Source organism: Vibrio sp. 10N.222.48.A3 (assembly GCF_041475345.1).
GTDB lineage: Bacteria > Pseudomonadota > Gammaproteobacteria > Enterobacterales > Vibrionaceae > Vibrio > Vibrio tasmaniensis_A.
In genome coordinates this window covers 1-2,352 of record NZ_JBFRVX010000754.1, presented here as the reverse complement: position 1 = coordinate 2,352, position 2,352 = coordinate 1, and the positions used below count along the sequence as shown (strand labels likewise).

2 protein-coding genes, 1 pseudogene and 1 riboswitch are annotated in these 2,352 nt (G+C 46.2%); all 3 genes and pseudogenes read left to right on the top strand.

From position 1 onward, the window contains the following. A pseudogene (locus AB4653_RS19405) lies at positions 1-93 on the top strand (multidrug DMT transporter permease); the annotation flags it as partial. Between the two features lie 154 nt (positions 94-247). After that, positions 248-331, top strand: a riboswitch (Fluoride riboswitch). A 194-nt stretch (positions 332-525) separates the two neighbouring features. Continuing rightward, complete coding sequence (locus tag AB4653_RS19400; protein ID WP_009848349.1) at positions 526-1,218, top strand: iron-sulfur cluster assembly scaffold protein; 693 nt, start codon at positions 526-528, stop codon at positions 1,216-1,218. Between the two features lie 23 nt (positions 1,219-1,241). Then, positions 1,242-2,231, top strand: a complete 990-nt coding sequence (locus AB4653_RS19395) for a GGGtGRT protein (RefSeq protein WP_032555326.1) — start codon at positions 1,242-1,244, stop codon at positions 2,229-2,231. Positions 2,232-2,352 lie beyond the last annotated feature (121 nt).

Here is a 2,352-nt window from a genome sequence, read left to right as displayed (position 1 = left end):
GTTCTTTACGCATTAGGTGCTAAGCGTAAACCAGCTCCGAAAAAAGAAAAGAAGCTTGAAGCAGTTGAAGACGCAGAAGAAGATGCCGCTTAATTAGCTGAAGTTTTCTAAAAAACGTCAATAATGTCTCTAATCAGAGCTCGTTATTGGCGTTTTTTTATACTTATCGAAATATAATGAACTCTGTTTATAGTCGAAATCGCTCTAAACATTCGCTTGCACAAAAGTGTGATTAAGATCTAATCTATAGCCATCAGGTGATGGGGTTCCACCTAAGCTTTTGCTTCAACCGCCCGTTCTTTTGAACCGTGCTAATGACTCCTACAGAATCGAAAACAGGTAATACTGTTGGATGTATCGCTACTCCTCCATTTTGGAATGGACTTAGTCTATTAAGACCGAGCTTCATGACACCTTTGGATGATCGATACTCAAGATCTGTAGTGAATTAGCCACACCTCTTCCAACACGTCCTGTTTTCTCAACGCCCTAGGTCTTAAATGGCTCTATCAGTGAGAAAACATTATGCACTACTCTTCAGAAATTCAATCAATGTGCCCTATTCAAAGGGGTGATCTTCACACTTCAGCTCCAATTCCAGTTGAAGGCGCCATGGTTAGCCCAAAAGATGTCATCGCTATTTCTGGTTTAAGCCATGGCGTCGGCACTTGTGCACCACAACAAGGTGCAGCAAAACTAACGCTGAACGTAAAAAACGGCATCATCGAAGAAGCGCTAATCGAAACGATTGGTTGTTCAGGCATGACTCAATCAGCCGCGATGGCAGCCGAAATCCTCACAGGAAGAACCATTCTTGAAGCTCTGAATACTGACTTGGTGTGTGACGCTATTAACGTAGCCATGCGTGAAATCTTTCTGCAATTCGTTTACGGTCGAACTCAATCCGCATTCTCTGAAGGCGGCCTAGAAATTGGCGCAGCATTGGAAGACTTAGGTCAAACACAACGTAGCCAAGTAGGCACCAGCTATTCAACCTCAGCTAAAGGCGTTCGTTACCTAGAGCTTGCAGAAGGCTACGTGACCAAGCTTGCACTTGATGATCACAGCGAAGTGATTGGCTACGAATATCTCAACCTCGGCAAAATGATGAAGGCGATTAACCAAGGCATGCCAGCTAATGAAGCTGCTGACCTTGCGACGGGGACTTATGGTCGCTTCGATGAAGCCGTTACCACCATTAACCCACGCCAACACTAATTTTGCCAATTTAGAGGAAAGATATGATGAACACTCAATTTAATGAATCAGTAACTCGCGTATTGGCAGAAATGAACTTCGACTCTTTAGAGCAAGCGAACCAATACTGTCTATCACACAATGTCGCCCCAAAAGCGCTAGTGATGGATACCCAACCTATTGCTTTCGAAAGCGCTGCCGATGCCTATATCCTTGGCTCAGCACTGGCGCTATTTCGCAAAGCCACCAGCGCAGAACAAGCTGCGAATATCATTGGTGAAGGCCTTCAAGCATTCACCAAACCCGGCAGTGTTGCTGAGCAACGCCAGGTCGGTATTGGCCACGGTGCATTGGCTGCACGTCTTCTAAATGAAGAAAGTCACTGCTTTGCTTTCCTTGCGGGCCATGAATCTTTTGCTGCTGCAGAAGGTGCGATTAAAATCGCACTCAACGTCAACAAATCACGTCACAACCCATTGAAGGTAATACTCAATGGTCTAGGTAAAGATGCGGCTTACTTAATTTCTCGCATCAATGGTTTTACCTATGTTCGCACTCAATACGATTACCAAACAGGTGAGCTTGTTGAAACAGAACGCCGCCGCTTCTCACAAGGCCCTCGCGGAGAGATTTTGTGTTACGGCGCTGATGATGTACGTGAAGGCGTGGCAATCATGCACAGAGAAGAAGTGGATGTGAGTATTACGGGTAACTCAACTAACCCAACGCGCTTCCAACACCCTGTTGCAGGTATCTACAAAGCAGAACGTACTCGCCAAGGTTTACCTTACTTCTCAGTTGCTTCAGGCGGCGGTACAGGTAGAACATTGCACCCAGATAACGTGGCAGCAGGCCCTGCGTCTTACGGCATGACAGATACTATGGGTAGAATGCACGCTGATGCTCAGTTCGCAGGTAGCTCTTCTGTTCCGGCTCACGTGGCAATGATGGGCTTCATCGGTATGGGTAACAACCCAATGGTCGGCGCGACGGTTGCATTGGCTGTAGCAGTAAGCGAATCTCAAAACGCATAACGACAACGTTGAGCGCCACGATCTATCCATAGAATAGAGTCCGTTAACTGAGAAACAAGCAATAACAGACGACCAAAACTCTACACCTATCACTAAAACCAAACAGCCAGCCTTATGCTGG

Bases quoted from the DNA above. Each gene is read 5' to 3' on its own strand.
- AB4653_RS19400 (WP_009848349.1), top strand. From the start codon at position 526: ATGCACTACTCTTCAGAAATTCAATCAATGTGCCCTATTCAAAGGGGT.
- AB4653_RS19395 (WP_032555326.1), top strand. From the start codon at position 1,242: ATGATGAACACTCAATTTAATGAATCAGTAACTCGCGTATTGGCAGAA.